Raw genomic sequence first — 2,920 nt, 5'->3', positions numbered from 1 at the left:
CCGAATCTATGATGTGGGAGTCGCCGGCATCCATCGCCTCTTCAACCGCTTAGAAGAGATCCAAAAAGCCAGTGTGATCATCGTGATCGCTGGTATGGAAGGAGCTCTTGTCAGCGTTGTTGGAGGTCTTGTGAATGTGCCTGTGATTGCCGTTCCGACTAGTGTTGGATACGGAAGCAACCTTCAAGGGCTAACGACCTTGATGAGTATGTTGACCTCTTGTGCTTCTGGAGTCACCGTCGTCAATATTGATAACGGATTTGGTGCAGCTTATTCAGCATGTATGATCAATCGACTCAACCACAATCGAAAGGAAAACTGATGACCAGTCTATTTTTAGAACCTTTTTCTGGAATAAGTGGCGATATGCTCAACGGTCTTCTTGTGGACCTTGGGGCAGATGTCGAACTTCTTCACACAGAACTCGAAAAACTGGGAGTGGATGGTTTTCACCTCCACGTTCATCGCGTCGCAAAAAGCGCAATTTGGGGAACTGATTTCGATGTTCACCTTCACCACGGGGAGAAAGATACGGGGATTGAAGGTGATTTTGATCATGATCACGATCATGAACATCATCACGATCACGAACATCATCATGATCACGAACATCATCATGATCACGAACATCATCATGATCACGAACATCATCATGACCATTCCCATGCGGATGCTCGCAGTTATGCGGATATCCACGGTTTAATTGCCGCTTCACAGTTGAGTCCTTTTGTAAAACAAAAAAGTCTGGAAGTTTTTCTTGATATCGCAAAGGCCGAAGCAGCTGTGCATAACATGCCTGTCGAACAGATTCATTTCCATGAAATTGGAGCAATTGACTCCATCGTCGACATCGTTAGCTTTTTCATCCTAGTGGAATCGCTCGGTATCGATACAGTTTACTCCACTCCTCTCACTGAGGGAAGTGGGACCATTTCAGTTGCCCATGGAGAAATGCCTGTTCCGGTTCCCGCTGTGATGCAATTGAGAAAAGGAACGACTATTCCGATTACTCAAGACTTCACAGTCAAAACGGAGTTGATTACTCCAACAGGGTTAGCCCTCCTTAAAGCATTGTCCCCAATCTTTGAACCAATCCCCTCTCACCTTTCTATCGAAAGTGTGGGCTATGGATTTGGTAAAAGAGAGACTGGAAAATTCAATGCTTTACGCGGTTCGCTATTGAAAGAAGACACCTCTCACAGCACCACTGTTGTTCATCGCACGGAAGATCAAATCGTTGAGATCACTACTACGATCGATGATCAAACTCCAGAGCAACTCGGTTATATTATCCACCGTTTCCTGGATGCTGGAGCTTTAGATGTCTACTATCGTAGCGTCGTAATGAAAAAGAATCGCCCTGGCTTTGAGTTGATTCTCTTGATTCAAGGAAGTCAGTTGGAAGATTTTTCAACCCTCTTGTTCAAAGAAACCAGTACCATTGGTTTTCGATACCAACAAGTTGACCGCAAGGTCATGCAACGTCGGTTTGAACAAATCGATACGGAATTTGGAACCGTTACGGTTAAAATCAATCAGTACGGATCCATCACTAAGAAGACGCTTGAATACGAAGACTGTCAGCGTATTGCTACGGAGATGCAGTTGTCGATTCAAGAGGTTTATCACCAATTACAAAAATACATTTATTAATTTAGGAGACATTTATTAACATGACACATCAATTACTTGCAGAAGTTATGAGTACAGCTTTGATGATTATCTTCGGGGTTGGCGTACACTGTGACGACGTTTTGAAGAAAACAAAATATGCTGGAACTGGACACTTATTCGCGATCACAACATGGGCATTCGGTATCACTGTCTGCTTGTTCGTCTTTGGCGGCGTTTCAATGAACCCTGCTATGGCTTTGCTTAAAGTCCTTCTTGGTAAATTGACAATCGCTCAATTCTTCCCAATCGCAATCGCTGAATTCATCGGTGCCTTCCTTGGAGCAGTCATTGCTTACTTTATGTATGCAGATCACTTCAAGATTTCTGAAGGTCAAATTGATGGTGTTGCTATCCGTAACATCTTCTCTACAAACCCTAACTGCCGTAACCTTCCACGTAACTACTTCGTCGAAGCGTTCGCAACATTTATCTTCTTGACATCTATCATGGCTGCTGAACACGCCAACGAAGCAATGCTTCCATTCACTGTTGGTTTGATCGTTTGGGCTATCGGTATGGGTCTTGGTGGTACTACAGGTTTCGCCATGAACCAAGCGCGTGACCTTGGACCTCGTTTCGCTTACCAAATCTTGCCAATCAAAGATAAAGTAAACAACGACTGGCAATATGGTCTTCTTGTACCAGGTACTGCTCCATTTGTTGGTGCTGTCCTTGCCTTCTTCTTCATCCGTCACTTCCTCGGAATCATGTAATCGGAAGATCAATCCTATGAAAAAAACAAGCATCCGCGGGTGCTTGTTTTTTTGATCCCTTCATTTTCCGAAGCCAGCCATAAAATGATATAATGGACAAAGCAAATCATGAAAGAAACAAGAGAAGGAAGATCGATATGACTCACTTTCACACCATTGTCATCGGTGGTGGCCCGGCAGGTATGATGGCGACCATTGCCAGTGCCTCTTATGGCCAAGCTACGCTACTGATCGAAAAAAATAAAAGGCTCGGTAAGAAACTCGCTGGTACCGGAGGAGGCCGCTGTAATGTTACGAACAACGGGACCTTAGACGATTTGATGGCCGGTATCCCTGGAAATGGCCGTTTCCTTTACAGTGTGTTTTCCCAATTTGATAACCATGATATCATCCAATTTTTCACCGATAATGGCGTCAAGCTGAAAGTCGAAGATCATGGCCGGGTCTTTCCTGCTAGTGATCAATCTCGCACCATTATTCAAGCCTTAGAAAATAATATCCTTGAGCTTGGTGCTAGTCTAATGAACAACTGC

The 2,920-nt window shown here is 44.2% G+C and carries 4 protein-coding genes; all 4 read left to right on the top strand.

Features of this window, described 5'->3' with window-relative positions; all coding sequences use genetic code 11:
* The coding region (locus PAN06_RS13655; protein WP_269796596.1) for an AIR carboxylase family protein at positions 1 to 322 on the top strand (322 nt) is incomplete at its 5' end.
* Positions 322 to 1,653, top strand: a complete 1,332-nt coding sequence (larC, locus tag PAN06_RS13650; RefSeq protein ID WP_269796595.1) for a nickel pincer cofactor biosynthesis protein LarC — start codon at positions 322 to 324, stop codon at positions 1,651 to 1,653. The genes PAN06_RS13655 and larC, both read left to right, overlap by 1 nt.
* A gap of 20 nt (positions 1,654 to 1,673) precedes the next feature.
* Positions 1,674 to 2,387, top strand: a complete 714-nt coding sequence (gene larD / locus PAN06_RS13645; protein ID WP_269796594.1) for a D/L-lactic acid transporter LarD — start codon at positions 1,674 to 1,676, stop codon at positions 2,385 to 2,387.
* Positions 2,388 to 2,524: 137 nt separating this feature from the next.
* On the top strand, positions 2,525 to 2,920 hold a 396-nt coding region (locus PAN06_RS13640), incomplete at its 3' end, for an NAD(P)/FAD-dependent oxidoreductase (RefSeq protein WP_269796597.1).

This window comes from Streptococcus sp. SM3 (assembly GCF_027497875.1).
This window is presented reverse-complemented; position numbering and strand designations above follow the sequence as displayed.